The sequence below is a fragment of the Paenibacillus sp. QJM3NY_38 genome (assembly GCF_056173265.1).
In genome coordinates, this window is the sequence record NZ_CM149665.1 from 1,202,785 (window position 1) to 1,220,818 (window position 18,034).

Here is an 18,034-nt window from a genome sequence, read left to right on the forward strand (position 1 = left end):
CTGATTACAGAAAACTTTGCGGGTGAGGTGATTTGAGGGGTTCTGGAAGATTAGCAATAAGAAAGATGGTGTTTATGAAGATATGAAGATACTTAATAACATTGATTCAACTCATTTGGTTGAGCTACAAGAACTAGGTAGGAATGTTGATGAGTTATACATAATCAGTCCATTCTTAATGGAGTCACTAGATGATTTCTTTAATAACATAATAACTCCATCGGGTGTAAAGAACATTGTTTTGATTACTACATTGAAAGATAATGATCCAGATTTGTTCAAAAAAGCGAATTCTCTCCGATCTCTTATAGCTAATAGTAAAGCTGCAAATACACATTTTCGAGTACACATTGATGATGATCTCCATGGAAAAATTTACATGTCCGCAAGAGGTGGTGATCTAATCAAGGGGATAATAACTTCTGCAAACTTTACGGAGTCAGGGTTAAAGCATAAACACGAATGGGGCGTACTTCTAGAAGATCCCGATCATTTAAGGAATGTCCTTGATAATATAATCAGCGTTAGCAGCGATGCTTTAACACTTGGAGAAATAGACAACATCATTAGTAGAATTGACAGCTATACTCGAGAAGCGGGAACACCAACATTCCCCAAATTTAATTTGGAGATAAGTAATCTTTTTATGAAGAATAAAAATAACGACTTTTGGTTTAAACAATTTAACGATCTTGAGTACATTGCAAGAGAAATTGATAGTCTTTTGATTAATAGTTTGCAAGCGAACTACCAGATTACAAGAAATTATAGGATAGGCTATCATAAAGAACCGAACAAAAAAAGATATGGCTTTGCCAAGTTGGACACTAATGATAAGTGTCTAATACTAAGATTTGGTAGGAAGAAAAATGAAGAGGGAGTTCAGAACCAAATTAAGTTAGCTGAAAGACACAATCTAGTTCATCGCAGGAGTGACTGGCATATGGATGAGTATAAGAATGAACTATGGATTTATTTAGAATGGCTTAAGGAAGAGCGACTGAGCATGAATGAATTAAAAGAGTTTGCACAAAGAGCGTTCGAGGTGAAATACAGTGAGTAGAGTAAGAAATTACATAGCAAATTGAAAAGATTTGCCTCAGAGACAATACTCTGAGGCTTTTTTGTATAGAAGGGGGCTTAAACAACTCCTTTCATCCATATAACTGATGGAATGCCTCTACAATTTTTTTGCAAATATTTAGTGCATACCAGTAATGTTTTAAAACTATAACCTATTTCTTTTAAGTGACGCACTAGGGGATCCATAAAACGGTTAATTACCATCATTAAACGGTGTAATTAGCCAAACCTTCGAGTGGGCGGGAATAGCATTCCTCTGATAAGAGGAATTGCGTTAAAACTGTTCGAATGAAAAGGAAAATGTAGTTGTATGTCGAAATGGGTAGATAGTCTATGATTCATTTGACCCGACTATTACATTTACGTTTGAATAATAAGTTAATTGGAGGAATACGCCATGGAAATAGAGCGCTCGACATATTTTTATCATTTTTTAGAACCTATATCTAGAGAGCTTGCCTTCGTGGCGCGTGAGCTTGAGAACAGTATTTTTAACAGTCCGCGTATGATGCTTACTCATGCCAGAATTTTTGTTGAAAATATACTCCAGAAAGTGATTCAAGTGGAGAAGCTACCTGAGGATCAGCGAATGAGTTTTCTTGAGAAAATTGATTTACTGAATAAAAATGAATTGCTCACACCGGATATTCGAAACGATCTTCATTCTGTTCGCAAACTTGGGAATGATGCAGCACACGACACTCGGATGTTCAAGTATTCTGAAGCGTTGTCTTCTTGGGAATCTATTTACCGAATTGTGAAATGGTATGTTGAAGTGTATGGACCAGTGAGTCTGGAGTTCCCTAATTATCAAGATCCATCGCCACAAAAAAATCCATCCTATGGAATCGTTGAAATTCAGGAACGGCTGAAAGCTGTTGAGGAGCTGCTTGTCTCATCTCTTAGAAAAACAAAGGAGGAGTCTGAAAGCCAAGCGGCAGAGGAGGTTGCTGCAACAATCTCTGTTCCTGAATCAATATCGCCTGGTTTAACAACGATTCGAACAATAACGTACAACGATCAGCATGTGGATATTCCATACTTCTTACGTGATACATTCCTGCTGCCACAACGTTTCGAGAAATCGGAAACCTTTCTTGTTCGGTTGGGAGCGGAGCAACAGGCACGAATCATGAGCGAGCTGCCAAACCATTTGGAAGGATTGCACCGATACGTCAAACGTTTCAATGAAAGGCATGAAGAAATATTCTTTGAAGAGTTGAAGCAATATATTAAGGAAGAAAAAATTCGCAGAAAATTGATGATAGAACGCCCTGGAGAGTTATTCTTTTTCTTTAAAGAGGATTATATTGTTGTAACGGAAGAATTATCAAAAATACCACTTAATACAGAAGAATTCACTGGATTCCCTAATCTGTTGAAACAGCTAAACGAGGATCAAATGACGAGAGTTGAACACTTGCCAAAGGAACTTGTCATTCTCGGAAAGTATAGTAACGTCGGGGCCAGTACTGTAGAGAAGTTGTTCAAGCAATTGAAAGAGAAGCAAAAAGGAAACAAATATTTGATGACGTTAATGGGGTGATACTTTGAATGGTTTGGCTTTAGTTCTAGCTGGTGGTGGTGGGAAAGGTGCTTACCATATCGGGGTATGGAAAGCACTAAGGGAGTTTGGCGTAGATAAAAATATTAAAGCAGTAGCTGGGACCTCGGTAGGATCGTTAAATGCAGCATTATTCATGCAAGGGAATTATGCTCTCGCTGAAAAAGTTTGGCTTTCCATATCACATCAAAAACTTTTGTCAGTTAATCCTAAAAAAATTGTATCCACACTGCTTGGTCTGGGACTTGGCAGCGTGTTACCGATGTCTCAAATTCTTAGAGTGGCTACAATTTTCTCACAGCATGGTATTTTTTCTAGGGAGGGCATGATTGAGCTTATTAATGAGTACTTGAACTTAGAGGATTTAAGTCATTCAAGCATCTTAGGATTTGCGACCTGCTGCGAGTTACCTTTCTTGAAAGCCACTTACTTCAATCTTAACAGCTGCACTTCAAATCGTCTTCAATCGATTCTTCTTGCTTCATCGGCACTACCGATTATTTATGGTGCAGAAGAAATCGGTGGCAACAAGTATGTAGACGGAGGGCTAAGGGATAACCTACCTATAAAACCTTTGTATGACGAAGGGTATAAGCAAATAATAGTTGTACATTTGAACAGAGAAGATACGATTGAGCATTCAAGTTTTCCTGATGCCAATATCATTGAAATATTGCCACAACAACATCAAGGTAATTTTGTAAACGGTACTATGGACTTCTCTCCGGAAAGTGCAGCCAGACGAATTCAGGAGGGGTACAACGATACCCTCAGAATCTTCAGACCAATCTATGAAATGGGTTTAATTCAAAATAAGGTACAATCGACATTGCAGACTATGAGAAATCATGAATCACAATTTTCTGCGAAACGTAAACAACTACTGGATGAACGCGAGACGTTAAAGTCAGAGATCAATGATTTGTTATCAAGCTAGGGGGAACAGACAGAATGACATTAGAACTTCAACTAAGAAATACAGAAGTACTGGCCGAGACTGAAAAGCTAGAAATTGAGAAGTTCATCGAACATATGATTTCAATACATAAGAATAATCGGTCTGAAATCAATAAATTGACTATGGAGAGCGTTACATGCCTTGCGGTAAGTGATTCCAGAGCAAGCGAATTGGCCGATCAGGGTTTCTTTAAACGGAGTTGGAACAATCTAACCGGAGTAAATAAGCGGATTCGAGCAGATATTGATCGCAATGTAGCAAAGTCACAGTATGCCGCACAGCAAACCATTCAGAAATTGGCTGAACAAAATCTATTGACGTTTGACCTGGTTATGGCAGTTAACAACAAATTGAACACGGTTTTGCTGGACATTGATCATGAAATGAATCAGGTTTTTAAAACGCTTGTCGTATTCTTTAAACAAGTTCGATCAGATATGTTGCAGCTTGAAACTCGATTAGAAAAGATAGAGCGGAATGTGAATTTGCTTCATTGGAAAACAACGATAGAGTATCAGTCATACAATGGTCAGGACTACACGGACCTCCATGACATTGAAAAGCTTGTATGTGTGTTGAATGATTTTTATACAATTTCAAAAGGTGAATGGAACACTTTTGATTTAATGCTCCTTAAAGCGGCATTAGCTGAAGTGGGGTTAAATATTAAAGGGAAAATCTCCTACAGAGATTTTTTCATGGAACTGATCAAAAAACCTGAGCTTATTGATCGACTATTTCAAGATGTCAATATGGAGGCTGTAGCTGGCATTGAGCCTTACCAGGCATCTCTAATTAAAGGTATTGAAAAGACCATTAAAATTGATAACGAAGAAAGATACATTTACGAAACAATTGCCGAACAATTGGAACAGTCCGATGTTGCTGTTGACGAACATCAATTAAAGTTATCTATCGTCAAACAATATCTTAAGAATACGGCGTATACGATTACTGAAAGAGATGTCAACTTATTTGATTTCTCAATGGAGCTGCTCATTAACCTTCAGATGATCTCAGGATCAACTACAAATAGCGGCATTGAAATAAATCAAGAGGTGGCACAAGAAAGGAAACCTCCAGAATTGGGTGATTTCGTCGAGTTTGGGGTATATAAGGGCAATCGAATTATATGGCAGCTAATTGATGCAGATGAATCTCGCTATTTACTCTTTTCTCATCGTGTTCTTGATGTCATGCCGATGATGGATATGAACAGACCTGCTTGGAATGTCCCATCCAAATGGGGGGAAACTTCAATTCAAATGTTCTTGAATTCCGAGCATCAATTTTTAAGGGAGTTCACTTTTAAAGAAATTGATTCAATATTTCAAACGAAGCATAAGTATATTTTTTGGCATAAGGTGCGGAATGGTGAGGAACATTTTGTAAGAAGACTTTTGGAATACAATGAGGAGATCTCCAGGTGCCTGTCAAAATACGAAACTGCCTTTAAATTAACAAGCAAAGAACAGGTTTTTTTGCTATCTATTGAAGAGATCGTTACTTTATTAAGAAACAAAGGATTAGAATATCGTCTATTAGAGAGTGATCTAACAACTACTAATTTTTATTGGACAAGGGATCACTCAACTAAAGAAAGAAATTATGCTGAAGGTGCTTATAGATGTATATATGACGATGGTAGAGTAGGTCAGGCTGATTATAAAGAAGCTGGCGGAGTTAGACCTGCATTATACATCAAGAAATTAGAGCCCTTTGAAGGGACAGGTTCAATAGACAGTCCATTTCGTTTTATAAAAGATTAGTTTTTGATGATAGCAAGGGGGAAACGATGAGCCTGCCATACGATAAAGAAGCTGAATTGAAGGAACGATTTAACCAATTTATAGCTAACAAAATAACCGGCTCCAATGAAGATTATTATTCCCGGTTATCAGTTGAAGACTTCGAAGATATTAAGACTACGTTGAAGGACATCCATAACATCATTACATATAAAGCGACCGTCCGATTCCTTAATTGGGTAAGTGAACGCTTCCCTTATGTAAAACAGAATTATCAAGTCTACTTGGATCAAGTACTCCAGAGCAGACCGAATGATAATGGTTACGATCTCGTTGTTACTGGAGAAATCAACATTATTGCTGAGATCAAATGTAATAAACCAATCAATAACGGTTATAAATTTGGATCAGCTCAAAGAAATGGACTTGTAAAAGATATCAGAGGTCTGCTTGAAGGAAAATCAAAAGTGAAGTCAATTGACTCTGCAGCAGCAATGAAATTTATGGTAATCTATGATTTTGGTGACCATACGTTACTCGCCGCGCAACACTTAATTAAGAATTTACCGGCTGATCTGCAGGAGAAGGTTGAATTTTATGAAGATCGCAACCCGCTAATGATAGACAAGGTATACATCGTATTTATTAAATAACCCGAGAAGGACACGAGTAAATCGCGTCCTTTATTTTATTGAGATGGTTGGAGATGCCGTACAATGCAACTAAGAGTATCGGATCGCGAAAGAGCCATGCTTGACTGATTATCATCTGAATCAAGGCATCTCATGAAAGGGCTTGTGAAAGGAGGCCATCCGAAGATTGGTTTTATTACGATTGCATTTGGTGTAATGGGAGCATTCACCATCTTTAATCTGTTTATATTTGCTTAGCAGAACGGCCGGTCATACGGCTGGCGGCTTGGATATTTCGAGGAAGATGGCGAAGGTCTAAGCCAGTGAGGTTTAGAATTTTATGAAATGCCTGTGTATATTAATGTTGGGATTGATTTTCATGTACTGAGGAATATCGCGATGATAAAGCTTCGGAAGCTACACTCCAAGCAGCTTATCATCGCGATTTTGTTTTGGTCACTTTGATTAATAAGGAGTGTTGGGAAATGTTGTGTGAGTATTGTCATAAAGAAACCGATGAAAAATATATGATTGATTCGAAAGGAAATCAATTCTGTTCGGAACATTGTCTGGAGGAATACGTGGAGGATGGTGAATATGCATTTGATCCGCATCCGTATGAAGACACATATTTATTGATCCGGAGCTCGTATATCCATCTGCTTGATAACTGGGAAAGATCGCTTCAACAGGTAACTGAAGATTTGGAGGACGCTGTAGACGAGCTAATGGAGGACATCGACGAGCTCATTGATGATCATGATGATTTCATTTTCACTGAAGGTGATGACGGTCCATATGCATGGGAAATCTATCAATACACGATAAAGCTGCGAGGTCTACAGAAGCAAATATTTGCTTGGCGGCCTCAACGAAAGACGTACTATTGGGTTAGCGGCAGCAATGATTATGGAAATTTAGATGTGGCGGAAGAGCAAAGATATGAAAATATGTGTGCAGACTTATATTTGGAAGGATATGAAGAGTTCCTTGCGTTTCTAATTGAACATCATCAACATCCGTATCACTGGGGAGTGAATTATATATTCGAAAGACGGGATATGGCTGAGGAGGCATTGAAGATATTACTGCCGTTCTGCAGCAAGTACGGTGTTGATGTATCTCTTATCGAAGCACATATATGCGAAGCCCATTGCGGTGACATATTAGAGACAGATGCAGATACGTATGTGAATAGCTGGTTTTATTGTTATTCTTGTAAAGAATCGGATAAGCATGGGATTTTTACGCTCCAAGAGTTGGAGATGGAGCTGGAGTATTATGATAACCATGAAGAAGAACGGCAAGTGATAATTTATGAACGAGAGGACTGGTGTGCTCCTTTTAAGAGGAAAATAAAAAGAACATGCAGAGCCCTTAATTACGAAATTCCAATATGGGCCGATTGATTCTTGATTATATGTAATGCGTAAAGCACGTTTGGCCTGTAATCTGAATCTTTGTCTTTTTCCTAGTATAAAAAGCAAGAGGTGCCATATCTCGGCACCTCGATAAAACGTATTTCATGTATACAATTCCAACATCTCTTTAATCGTATTTTGTATCTCTAACCGAAAATGTGCGGGTTCTAGCACCTCAATTCGTGTGCCCTGGCTCAGTAACCACATCTTGATTCCCTGCTCGTATACGTCAGCTTCAAAAACGATTCCCTCTCGATCACGACTGACTTCTCTTATATTAGGCAGCCGATCATAGATGGCTTCCGGTGATTTTCCTCTAAAGCGGAATTTTATTCTTTGAAGCTTCCCTGTATGCATAAACTGTACCCGCTCTCGAAAAATACCCTCTTGAAAGCGTTCGGTATCTTTAATGAAGAAATGCTCTTGGTTGATCGAGTATTTCTCGATTCGATCCAGACGGTAGGGGATAGGCGAATCGTAGTCTTTATCCGGCAAATATGCCATCAGATAAAAATAATACTCGGCAAACATAATGCCCACTGGGTTGATTATGCGCTCCACCGGGTGAGGATCACTCTCCCTTAGGTAACTCATGGTGACGACTTGCCTGTTTTGCACCGCTTGTTGAAGATCCCATAGCTTTGTAAAAATACTTCGTCCATGTCCAGGCTGTTTATAATGATGAAGCTCATTTCGAATAAATTTATCGATCGGACTTTGTAAATCTGGGTGGCTTAGAAGGATAAGATTCTTTAGGACTGCCTCAACATCACTTTTAGGAAAAGCGCGGCTTTCTAATAGGATCTTCGATACGGCGATGATCTCCTCTTTCGTCATTTGCTTCTGCTGCGTATCGGTCAATATGAAGCCTTTTTTGCTGCGAGAATATGTTAACTCCCGTATTCCATCAAAATAGATTCGAAGGTCTCTAATATCACGTTGAATCGCTTTTTCACTGACTTGAAATTTCGTTGCCATCTCGGATTTTCGAATCAATTGTCCTTCAAGCAATTTATCAAATATATACAAGATTCTTTGTTTATTTCCCGCTTCTGATCTACTGATCTTCCTCACCTCTCCAATCATAATCCTGATGATAATTTTAGCAGATGGACATATTATGTCCACATAAAATGGTATGATTAGGTGGATTAGCATGACAATCGATAAAGTCTATCAAAAGTGAGGAGCGATCATATGAGTAGGACGAACAAACAAATGGCTTATGAAGCACTAGTCAATCAACGGAAGAATTGCACGATGTGCGATCTTGCGCAGTGTGAACTGATAAATCCGGGCCAAGCGCAGAACGGGCGATTCGATACGAATGAAATCGGACACTGGACAGAGTGGCAAGGCAGTCTGGATGCCAAAATGATGGTTGTCGGCCAGGATTGGGGAGATATCAATACACTGGTAAAACAAGAAGGTGTTAGTAATGTGGATAATAGCTCGACCAATCGCGCATTGATTCAATTGTTACATATTGCGGGCGTGGATATTAACGAAAGTACCGCTAAAAACAAACATGCCGATTTATTTTTCACCAATGCGATCTTGTGCATGAAAACAGAAGGCGGACTAGCTGGTAAAGTGAGAGGATCTTGGTTTCGAAATTGCGTGTCCACATTTCTTAAGCCTCTCATTGAGGAGATTATTCAACCCAAGGTTGTTGTCACATTGGGGGAAAAGGCAACCAAGTCATTATTGCGTGAGTATGGTTATAAGGGTGTAAACTTCAAGGAATTGGTCGAACGGGAATCACCGATCATCGTCGACAGGAATACAGCAGTATTTCCGGTGTTCCACTGCGGCAGTTTAGGCCGGAGGAACAGACCTTTTGAACAACAGAAGGCGGATTGGCTGCGAATCAAGGCATATTTGGAACGAACGGATGAGGAAAGGATGCCTGATTTAATCACTGTCACTGACCGATAAAAGGGGAAAGAGGTCGCGAAATGGAAACGAATCCTTATGAGCATGCAGCACAATCATTAAAGCGACTACTCGCTCATGATAAGATTAAATATTCGCTTCAAGTGATGCAGCAGTCGTATCCAACGAGTCAAAATGATCGAGGCTTTTGGTATAGCAAGTCTTACCCGGTTATTCTGCATCGGTTCAAGGAAACGAGAGCATTTAATAACAGCGAGGAGGCTTGGATTGAGCGGGCGGCATTGGTTTTTGCCTGGGTTGCTCGTATTCCGGCCGTTCGATTGGATCGAAAATCGATGTTCCAGCTTGCTGATTTGGAGAACGTGTTCCATGCCAGCCAATTGTGGGAGGTTGGTACAGAGTCTTATTTAGGAGGACTAAATGATCCGATCATCGGCATTCACCACGGAGAGAGGATCTTTGGCGCAGCATTTGGAAGACCTCCGGTATTGATTAAACAATTTGTTCAACTTGCTAACGCTATTATTAATTATGACGATCACCGGCTGAATTTTGCGACCACAACAAAGCTGCTTCATTTTATGCATCCAGAGCTATTTCCAATCTTCGACAAGCAAATTTGCAAAGCCGTGTTTGGAAGCGAGCGAATTGAAGACTACTACAAGTACCATGCATACATATTTGCTTTACAAGATTATTTGAACGATGAACCGGCGGCGGAACCAATATTTCAATTGGCCCAACAGTACAATTTGCCGCCGTTAAGAATTATCGATTTGATTTTGCTTCAGGATGGATTGAACATTAATTGACTGGGAGCATTACAAATACATATGGGTTAGAAGTATGTCATTGGTTTCCTGCTAGTTGTGGGATTTCTCTACGGATAGAGGTGGCGCAGATGCTAGAACTGAAAAAGAGCATATTAGAATTCTTTAGGCACGTTCAAGAAAACCATATTGAAATTTATAACGAATTCAGCCTGCAACATGAGTTGGGGATTTTTCTAAGAGAAATACTCCCCCAATACAAAGTTCAGTTCGAGCGCAATGTTTCGTATTTTTCAAGCAATTATAGCACCATCAAAAAAGAAATCGACATTTCAATTTTTTCAGAGGATAAGCTGGAGAAATACGCGATTGAGTTGAAATGCCCTCTAAATGGACAGTATCCTGAACAATTATACTCCTTCACGAAAGATATCAAATTCATGGAAGAGTTGAGGGGACTAGGATTCACTAAAACGGCTTGTGTTGTTCTTGTATCTGACAAACCATTTTACCAGGGGAAAAATAATAACGGCATCTACAAATTTTTCAGAGAGGAGTATGCCGTTTATGGAGATATATACAAACCGACAGGTTCCGGTAAAAATGAAGATTTGATTACTTTAGAGGGCAACTATAAGGTTGAATGGAATGACTTAAATGCTCATAGCAAATTTTATGTTATAGAAATAGAATAACGTCGTAACATCTTGTCGACCAAAAAGACCCCATCAGGAATGATGGGGTCTTTATTGTAGAATACTATTCTTTCGGTATCACAAACTCCGATAAGTTTATTCCTTTATTTACTTCCGTAGCATAAGAAGAATTTATACCTGAGAAGCCAACAATCTCCTTAATGTTCAGATGGTTAGTAAGAATAACATCCGCATATTTAATTCCAAAAAGATGAATCATGGTCACCTGTCTTCCATGCGGGGCCCTATTATACATATCGCTTAATATTTCTCCTAATTTTCGTGTGTCCAATTCAATCACTCCTATCAGTAATAGTAAATTGTTGAATAATGACATAATTCTAGACTTCAAGTATTGAATCCTCTTATACAGCAAAATCCTGACCAGATCTTCACACGACTGACGTGTGAAGGTTTTTTATATTAGAACATGCATTCGCTGACAAACAGCTGTTCATTTAGAAGTATAAAATATGATAATCAACGATACTAGGCTAAACTTCCGGAGTGCAAATACTAGGAGTTTCAGTGAGAAACGGAAAGAAGGTATACATGAAGCAAGCTTTTTATTGCAATAACAGGTACCTCGCATTATTTCGGCACGAGTTTTTTGAAGCCGGGGATGGTCGTACAGCTTGTCAAAGATCCTGGCAATCCGTATGACGAGGAGGCGATCCAGGCGGTTATTCCTCCGATTGGACAGATCGGTTACGTTGCGAACAGCACACATACGGTGCCTAAAGGATGTCGGAGCGCTGGTCGGATTTATGATTCATTTGAGCAACAAGTCTACGGAGTGATACGGTTTATTGTGAAGGACTTGGTCATAGTGGAACTTATGGAAGGTATAGCAGCATTCGATATTTTTCTCCAAACAGAACATCAATCATTCCCTTTAAGTGAGAGAAATTTGCCGTAATTTGTTTTTTATTGTGGAATTAGGAAGGGACAGTGGGAACTTTGACGAATTTAGGTATATAGAATTAAGAGGGAGGAGAATTGGCATGGACCTGGTAGATCGATTGTATCAGAAAATAATAGAAGATCCGCTATCCCCTAAGGTGCTGATTGTCCCATCCTATTCACAAGGGCATCAATTGCTTGAGCGAATTTGCGAACGATTCGGCTCTATTTTTAATGTAGAAGTCCAGACTCTCCAGGGCATGGTGTACGCCAATACGGCATTAGAGCTAGCGCGCAGAGGGCTTCGTTTGCTTGATGAGGATCAGTTGTTCTGGGTGGTTCGACAGCTAATGCTCCATCAGGTCGAAGCAGACCCGCACAGCTACATTACACAAAAATCGATGGTCAACTCCGGGGTGGTCCGTAAAGTTCATCAGTCGCTCGTTGAATTGAGGATGGCTGGTGTTCGTTCAGGTGAATTCCATTCGAATGATTTTATGAACAGGAACAAAGGCTTGTTTCTTCAGCAATTGCTTGGTCGTTATGAGACTTTCCTCAGGGAGCATGGCCTGACGGATTTAGTCGGCTTGGCGGATTGTTGCAAGCCAGCGGCGAATGACACCAACTTTTTAATCCTCCAGCCCACGGGTTGGTCTAGAACGGAATGGTGTCTTGTAAAAAAAATAGCGGGGAGCCGCCTGCACATCATCGATTTCGATGAACCTTTTTATACCAACGCAAGATTCTCTAATAATCAATTTACGATGTTTCGCGCTGCCGGAAGTTTAGCGGAAGTCCGTGAAGGGTTTCGCAGGATGCAAGCCGAACCGGCTCCGCTTGATCATATGGAAATTTTGTTGTCCGATTATGAACGATATGTGCCTGTGATCCATTCGCAGGCAGAGGCATTGGGGATTCCAAGTACGTTTTCAAACGGGCTCCCAATCACTTATTGCACGGCAGGCAAGGCCGTATTGGCCATCCTTGATTGGATCGAGGAAGGTTACCCGGTGTCACGGCTTACCGAGATGCTTCGTCACGGATGTCTGAAAATTCCTGACCAGCAAGCATCCGCGGGAGTTTGGATTCGCCTGCTGGAGCGCAGCGGAATCGGCTGGGGCAGACATCGATATGTCGCAATCCTTCATTCCAGAAATATAGGCGATGAGCAGCAAGAGCTGGGAATGAGACTGCATGAGGTGATTCAGGGCTGGTTCGACAATCTTCCGGAAGGAAGTGAGTGGAGGCCGGATCAGCTGCTCGAATGGTTGTCGGATTTTGTTGACCAGCATGTGCCTGTTCATTCGAGCGACGACCAGAGCGTAAAAACCGCGATTCAATCTTGGAACACACGTCTATCGGGAATTATGGTTGGGCCAATGACATCCGAGTGGGCGGTACGATATGTAAAGGGAATTTTGAACAGTATACGAATCCGTGTCGATGCAACACCGAAGCCCGGGGCAGTTCATGTTACTTCCATACATAACGGCGGTTTCGGCGGAAGATACCGAACATGGATCGTCGGCATGGATGAGCGAGCCTGGAGCGTGCCGGTCAAACAAGATCCTCTGCTGTTGGATGAAGAACGGACGGCGGTATCAACACATTTGCAGCTGATCCGTAAACAAGTTAATCAAATCAGGAGCGCTCGTAATGCAAGGTTATCACTGATTTGCGGGGAAATATGGCTTAGTTATGCTTCGTACGATCCGGGCGAGCGGGAAAGCCGTAGCCCTGCATTCGAGATGCTGCAAATGATGAGGCTGCAAGCTGGGGATGATACGCAGGACTTCAGTGATTTAGAGAGGGTATTAGGCCAGCCGTACAGCGTAATGGATGTACTGCATCCGGAAGAACGTAGAAGTACATATGATGAGATCGATGCATGGGCGCAATATCTTCGGGATCCAAGCGGAACAAGAGATGGATGGGAAGCCGTATCACATGCGTATCCAGCCTTGGCACAGGGATATCTAGCCCGGGTTCATCGCCAAGATGAAAGGTTATCGAAATATGACGGGTGGCTGAGTATGAACATAGCGGAATCCCCAAGTACGGATGGAATACTAGGACAACAAGCCATCAGTGTAAGTCAACTGGAGAGATATGCGGCATGCGGACTGCAGTACTATTTTTATTCCGTGTTAAAACTGCGTCCTAAAGAAATTCCTGTCTTTGACCGTACCCGTTGGCTGCAGCCCGATGAACGGGGAACGCTTCTGCATCATATATACAGGGAGTATTTAGAGGAGGTTACGGAGTCCGGCACGAAACCGCCGTTGCATGACAGACGCAAGCTGCAAATGATTGTAGACCAAGCGCTTGAAGATGCCACGCAGTCCATACCAGCTCCAAGCGAGCATGTGCTGAAGAAGGAATCTGAGGATATTCGGGGCGATGCAGAGGTTTTTTACATGAACGAAGAAGGAAAGACCGAACAGCCCTGCTATTTCGAGTTGGAACTCGGGACATCTGAAGGTGAGCCGATGGTGCTGACATTGCCTGGCGGAATTCAAATAAGATTGAAAGGTTTTGTAGACCGGGTTGACCGAATCGGCCCCCATGAATATCGAATCATTGATTATAAAACAGGCAATACAAAAAGGTATGCCTCATCTGGATATTTCAGCGGAGGAACACAGCTGCAGCATGCCCTGTATGCAATCGCGGTTGAACAGTGGCTTCATGTAACAGGAAGAGACCCTGAGGCGAGGGTGACGGAAGCGGAATATGCTTTTCCAACTGTACGGGGAAGAGGAGAGTATGTTAGGAGAAAGCAAAACCGCAGGGAGGAATTGGGCGACATTGTATCTAAGCTTCTGGATTCCATGAACCAGGGGGTGTTCATTCCAACGAAGGATGTTAAGACATGTACGTGGTGCAATTACCAGGCGGTGTGCGGCTCGCACGCCGAGTGGATGGTGAACAAACGTGGAGCCGCTGTTAATGAAGCTGCATTAGGTTCACTGCGGGAGGTGGAAGAGATTGATTGAATCTAGCATATTAAGCATGCCTCCAGATCAAGCAGACCGTGAACGGATCCTTCTAGATTTAGATACGACGCTGCTTGTGGAGGCGGGGGCCGGTTCCGGTAAAACGACTAGTTTGGTGGGCAGGCTTCTTGCCTTAATTGATCACGGCGTGCATGCGGAACAAATCGCGGCTATCACATTTACGAATAAAGCTGCTGGGGAGCTCAAGGAACGATTCCGAGTCGCGTTGGAAAACGCCAATCGGACAGCTGAGCCCAGTTCAATGAGCGGCAGTCGATATTCGGCTGCTCTAAGTAATCTTGATCTCATGTTTATTGGAACAATCCATTCCTTCTGCGGTTTGCTGCTGCGGGAACGTCCGGTCGAAGCGGGGCTCGATCCCTATTTTGAGGAGATGGCCGAAGAGGAGGATAAGCTCTTTCATGCTGCCTGTTGGGATGAGTATATTGCTGAATTGAATGACACGCAGCTGCAGCTCTATGACGAACTGTCGTCGCTCGGCGTTAATGTGAATACCCTGAAGGAAATTTATGATCGGGTATCCATGTTCTCCGATGTCGAGCTGCCTTGTCAGGGACGAAATTATCCAAACTTCGACCGTATTCGGGAGACGCTCTTTCCACTGCTTGACGCGGCGGCACCGTATATTCCATCGATTGAGCCTGATCCAGGCTGGGACAAGCTTCAAATACTTGTACGTACAAATCGCCAAAAGATGCGGCTGATCGACTTGAAGGACGATATGCGCATTCTTGAAATCGCTGAGGAGTTCGAAGGCAAGATCAATGTAACGCAGAAGCGATGGACATCCAAGGAAAAGGCCATCGAGATGAAGACAAGATTACTCGATTGGCAGCAGGCCGTGTTGCTGCCATTCCTGCAGGAATGGCGCGAATATTTATATCCGAAGCTGATTGCGTTCGTTCGCCCGGCTATTGCTTATTGCCAAGAACGCCGTTTGTCTGCGGGACGTTTGAATTTTCAGGATCTGCTCTTGGAAACCGCCAAGCTGCTTCGCAGCCATCGTGAAGTTCGGACATATTTTGCACAAAAGTACCAACGGATTCTTGTTGACGAATTCCAGGATACGGATCCGGTTCAGGCAGAGCTTATATTTCTGCTGACGGGCGCTAGCGAGTCGATACTGGAGGATCTGGACTGGAGGGAACTGAAGCCGAGGCCCGGCTCACTATTTCTGGTTGGGGACCCGAAGCAGTCGATCTATCGTTTTCGCAGGGCAGATATCTCGATCTACAACGAAGTCAAAGCGCGAATCCGGGAGTGCGGGGCAGTGCTCAAGTTAACATCGAATTTCCGCTCCGTTCCATCGATTGGGGAGTATATCAACAGTCGGTTTGCAGACAAATTTCCTTCTGTCGAAACGGAATACCAAGCGGCGTTCGCGAAGATGGAAACGGACTGGAATCTCTCGACCCAAGCAGCAGGGCATGGTGTACACGTGTTGAACCATCCCAAGATTGCTGGGGGCAAAGCTGCGGCTGCCATCGAAGATGCCAAGCGTATTGCGAGTTATATTTCATGGGCTTGTACCGACGGCAACCTGCAGATGATCCAGAGGGACGGCACATGCCGGAATGCGGTTCCTGGGGATTTTATGATCCTGACCAAAACGAAACAATTCATCCACGTCTATGCCGAACAGCTGGATCTGAGCGGTATTCCTGCCGATACTTCAGGGAGCACGGCCGCTTATGAAGAAATGCTGATGCTGTGGCAGCTGGCCTGCTGCCTCGAGGATGCCTCCGATCAGCCTGCATTGCTGGCGGTACTGCGCGGCATGTTATTTGGATTAAGCGATCAGCAGCTGTGGGCTTACAAGCAGGTAGGCTGCCGGATCTCTCTATACGAGTCGATATCGCCGGGGGACCTGAGCGACGATGCGCAGCCAGTTGGCGCAGCATTGGCCAAACTACGCGTGTATTCGGATTGGGTCCGTACATTAAGCGCTGCGGCGGCTTTCAGCCTTATCGTAGAAGATCTGGGAATTGTACCGTATGTGTCGGCATTACCCGCAGGTTCGGTACGCGCTGGAACCTTGGTTGGATTGATGCAGCTTGTGCACAGCGATGCCCGAACTGGTTCAAGCTGGAGCGAACTATGCCGACTGATGGAAAGAGCCTGCCAAGGGATGGAAACATCGAGTCTGTATGCCGGTGGCGATCAAGCGGTCCGTGTGATGAATTTGCATAAAGCGAAAGGACTGGAAGCCGCTGTTGTTTTCCTCGCAGGTCCATGCGAAGAATCCGAACACGATCCCGCGCAATATATCGATCGGTCTTCTGATCCGGCGGCAGGGTATTTTACGATCCATAAAAAGGTAGGGGCTTTTCAATCGAAAATGGTAGCTCAGCCTCCGGGTTGGAGCCTAATGAGTGAGCGGGAGCGGACATTCGAAAAGGCAGAGAAAGATCGATTGTTATATGTAGCTGCTACTCGGGCCAAGCAAATGCTGGTCATCAGCTTATATCCTGAGCAGCCGGCCAAATGCCCATGGACCCCGCTCGTTGATGGAATGCTAGAACTTCTGGAACTTCAGGTTCCTGAACTCATACAAACACCAAAAACGGAGTTGACCGAAGGACCGGATATCTTCAGCATTCGGGCAACCCGTCAGCGCCAGCTGAATGATATTAGCCGGCCTACTTATTCGCTGCTATCGGTAACGGAACAGACCAAGACGCTCCATGACCGCCCGGAATGGTCCTCAGAGGGGAAAGGGATGGCTTTCGGCAGCGTTGTCCACCGCTCGCTGGAAATGCTCGGCAAAGGGTTGGCCGAGTCGGATCTAGAAGAGTCCGTACATTTACTTGCGAGCGAAGAAGGATTGGCAGCAGAGTACATACCCGAAGCCGTACGGATTGCGCGAAGTATAATCGTCAGCGAGTTGTGGCAGCGAAGCTTCCATGCCCGCCGCCGGTTGTTCGAGCTACCCGTGTTACTTCGAAAGAGCACTGAAGAGCTAAAGACATACAATAGCTTGGCAATGGAAGACATCCAGCTGGAAGTGGCCGCGGCTTCGGCAATCGAGGATGAGACTGTAAAGCATGCTTACATGCGAGGCGTCATCGATTTTCTGTTCGAAGAAGAAGACGGCTGGGTCATTGTTGACTTCAAAACCGATCACGTTGAGGAGGGTGCACTGCAATCATTTGTTAATTTCTACCGTCCTCAGGTCCTTGTCTACGCTGCTGAATGGGAAAATACCTTTGGCTTCAAAGTCAAAGAAGCGGGGCTTTATTTTGCGGGGATTGGGCGGTATGTGGTGCTGTAACGATTCTAAAAAACACATGTTCCAATGTACGACGATTGCTTAACTAGGCACAGTCATAACTTGGTATCGAAAATAA

At 43.1% G+C, this 18,034-nt stretch carries 14 protein-coding genes; 12 read left to right on the forward strand and 2 right to left on the reverse strand.

The genetic code is table 11. The annotated features are described in order from the left end of the window. The first annotated feature begins 82 nt into the window (after positions 1–82). The 6 genes from AC0VZ8_RS05270 (at position 83) to AC0VZ8_RS05295 (ending at position 7,394) form a co-directional block, all read left to right on the forward strand. The gene (locus AC0VZ8_RS05270; RefSeq protein ID WP_475486248.1) at positions 83–1,063 is read left to right on the forward strand and encodes a restriction endonuclease PLD domain-containing protein; all 981 of its coding nucleotides are present in this window, start codon (positions 83–85) and stop codon (positions 1,061–1,063) included. A 417-nt stretch (positions 1,064–1,480) separates the two neighbouring features. Then, positions 1,481–2,629 (forward strand): DUF4145 domain-containing protein, encoded by a 1,149-nt coding sequence (locus tag AC0VZ8_RS05275; protein WP_475486249.1) that lies wholly within the window; start codon positions 1,481–1,483, stop codon positions 2,627–2,629. Positions 2,630–2,633: 4 nt separating this feature from the next. Further along, complete coding sequence (locus tag AC0VZ8_RS05280; RefSeq protein ID WP_475486250.1) at positions 2,634–3,584, forward strand: patatin-like phospholipase family protein; 951 nt, start codon at positions 2,634–2,636, stop codon at positions 3,582–3,584. Positions 3,585–3,598: 14 nt separating this feature from the next. Next, positions 3,599–5,374: a DUF6273 domain-containing protein gene (locus AC0VZ8_RS05285; protein WP_475486251.1), complete on the forward strand. Its 1,776-nt coding sequence runs from the start codon at positions 3,599–3,601 to the stop codon at positions 5,372–5,374. Positions 5,375–5,400: 26 nt separating this feature from the next. Next, positions 5,401–6,006, forward strand: coding sequence for a hypothetical protein (locus AC0VZ8_RS05290; RefSeq protein ID WP_475486252.1), 606 nt, complete (start codon positions 5,401–5,403; stop codon positions 6,004–6,006). Positions 6,007–6,566: 560 nt separating this feature from the next. Then, a complete protein-coding gene (locus AC0VZ8_RS05295; protein WP_475486253.1) occupies positions 6,567–7,394 on the forward strand; it encodes a hypothetical protein in 828 nt (275 codons plus the stop codon). 114 nt (positions 7,395–7,508) lie between these two features. Here AC0VZ8_RS05295 and AC0VZ8_RS05300 read toward each other — a convergent pair whose 3' ends face one another. Then, on the reverse strand, positions 7,509–8,480 hold the full coding sequence (locus AC0VZ8_RS05300; protein WP_475486254.1) for a helix-turn-helix transcriptional regulator: 972 nt from the start codon (positions 8,478–8,480) through the stop codon (positions 7,509–7,511). Positions 8,481–8,603: 123 nt separating this feature from the next. Between AC0VZ8_RS05300 and AC0VZ8_RS05305 the strand changes: the two genes are divergently transcribed. The 3 genes from AC0VZ8_RS05305 to AC0VZ8_RS05315 all read left to right on the forward strand — a co-directional run bounded on the left by AC0VZ8_RS05305 (position 8,604) and on the right by AC0VZ8_RS05315 (position 10,767). Beyond that, positions 8,604–9,344, forward strand: coding sequence for a uracil-DNA glycosylase family protein (locus tag AC0VZ8_RS05305; RefSeq protein WP_475486255.1), 741 nt, complete (start codon positions 8,604–8,606; stop codon positions 9,342–9,344). Positions 9,345–9,364: 20 nt separating this feature from the next. Then, positions 9,365–10,114 carry a DUF6308 family protein gene (locus AC0VZ8_RS05310; RefSeq protein WP_475486256.1) on the forward strand — a complete coding sequence of 250 codons (750 nt, stop codon included), beginning with the start codon at positions 9,365–9,367 and terminating at the stop codon, positions 10,112–10,114. Positions 10,115–10,203: 89 nt separating this feature from the next. Next, positions 10,204–10,767, forward strand: a complete 564-nt coding sequence (locus tag AC0VZ8_RS05315; protein WP_475486257.1) for a hypothetical protein — start codon at positions 10,204–10,206, stop codon at positions 10,765–10,767. A 64-nt stretch (positions 10,768–10,831) separates the two neighbouring features. Here AC0VZ8_RS05315 and AC0VZ8_RS05320 read toward each other — a convergent pair whose 3' ends face one another. Next, positions 10,832–11,059 (reverse strand): HTH-like domain-containing protein, encoded by a 228-nt coding sequence (locus tag AC0VZ8_RS05320; RefSeq protein WP_475486258.1) that lies wholly within the window; start codon positions 11,057–11,059, stop codon positions 10,832–10,834. Between the two features lie 330 nt (positions 11,060–11,389). On the opposite strand from AC0VZ8_RS05320, the gene AC0VZ8_RS05325 reads away from it, so the two are divergent. The 3 genes from AC0VZ8_RS05325 (at position 11,390) to AC0VZ8_RS05335 (ending at position 17,958) form a co-directional block, all read left to right on the forward strand. Continuing rightward, positions 11,390–11,686 carry a DNA-binding protein gene (locus tag AC0VZ8_RS05325; RefSeq protein WP_475486259.1) on the forward strand — a complete coding sequence of 99 codons (297 nt, stop codon included), beginning with the start codon at positions 11,390–11,392 and terminating at the stop codon, positions 11,684–11,686. 85 nt (positions 11,687–11,771) lie between these two features. Continuing rightward, positions 11,772–14,666, forward strand: coding sequence for a PD-(D/E)XK nuclease family protein (locus AC0VZ8_RS05330; RefSeq protein ID WP_475486260.1), 2,895 nt, complete (start codon positions 11,772–11,774; stop codon positions 14,664–14,666). After that, positions 14,659–17,958: a UvrD-helicase domain-containing protein gene (locus AC0VZ8_RS05335; RefSeq protein ID WP_475486261.1), complete on the forward strand. Its 3,300-nt coding sequence runs from the start codon at positions 14,659–14,661 to the stop codon at positions 17,956–17,958. Before AC0VZ8_RS05330 ends, AC0VZ8_RS05335 begins: the two co-directional genes overlap by 8 nt. The last annotated feature ends 76 nt before the right edge of the window (positions 17,959–18,034 follow it).

Excerpts from the sequence above, each read along its gene's own strand:
- AC0VZ8_RS05290 (WP_475486252.1), top strand. The coding sequence starts at position 5,401 with ATGAGCCTGCCATACGATAAAGAAGCTGAATTGAAGGAACGATTTAAC.
- AC0VZ8_RS05315 (WP_475486257.1), top strand. The coding sequence starts at position 10,204 with ATGCTAGAACTGAAAAAGAGCATATTAGAATTCTTTAGGCACGTTCAA.
- AC0VZ8_RS05310 (WP_475486256.1), top strand. The coding sequence starts at position 9,365 with ATGGAAACGAATCCTTATGAGCATGCAGCACAATCATTAAAGCGACTA.
- AC0VZ8_RS05330 (WP_475486260.1), top strand. The coding sequence starts at position 11,772 with ATGGACCTGGTAGATCGATTGTATCAGAAAATAATAGAAGATCCGCTA.
- AC0VZ8_RS05325 (WP_475486259.1), top strand. The coding sequence starts at position 11,390 with ATGGTCGTACAGCTTGTCAAAGATCCTGGCAATCCGTATGACGAGGAG.
- AC0VZ8_RS05305 (WP_475486255.1), top strand. The coding sequence starts at position 8,604 with ATGAGTAGGACGAACAAACAAATGGCTTATGAAGCACTAGTCAATCAA.
- AC0VZ8_RS05270 (WP_475486248.1), top strand. The coding sequence starts at position 83 with ATGAAGATACTTAATAACATTGATTCAACTCATTTGGTTGAGCTACAA.
- AC0VZ8_RS05275 (WP_475486249.1), top strand. The coding sequence starts at position 1,481 with ATGGAAATAGAGCGCTCGACATATTTTTATCATTTTTTAGAACCTATA.
- AC0VZ8_RS05285 (WP_475486251.1), top strand. The coding sequence starts at position 3,599 with ATGACATTAGAACTTCAACTAAGAAATACAGAAGTACTGGCCGAGACT.